Below are 203 nucleotides of genomic sequence, written 5' to 3'. Positions count from 1 at the left end.
CTGGCCTGGGCGGTGGGCAATGTGCATCGCGACGAGGATGCGGCCGAGAACATCAAGCCCAACAAGGCGCGCTCGAAGGGGCGGATCGATCCGGCGGTGGCCGCGATCATGGCGCTCGGCCGCGCCGAGGCCGAGGCGGGCAAACGCAAGGCACGGGACGTGGCAACGGTATGATCGGACTTCCTTTCCTCACGCGCGGCCGG

Annotated in this window: 1 protein-coding gene; it reads left to right on the top strand. The window is 69.5% G+C overall.

The genetic code is table 11. From position 1 onward, the window contains the following. A partial coding sequence (locus DSD19_RS21285; protein WP_371412657.1) for a terminase TerL endonuclease subunit occupies positions 1–174 on the top strand: 174 nt, incomplete at its 5' end. Positions 175–203: the final 29 nt, after the last annotated feature.

This window comes from Rhodovulum sp. BSW8, assembly GCF_003314725.1.
Taxonomy (GTDB): domain Bacteria; phylum Pseudomonadota; class Alphaproteobacteria; order Rhodobacterales; family Rhodobacteraceae; genus Rhodovulum; species Rhodovulum visakhapatnamense.
Note: the sequence above shows the minus strand (reverse complement) of the source record. Positions and strands in the feature narration are given on the sequence as shown.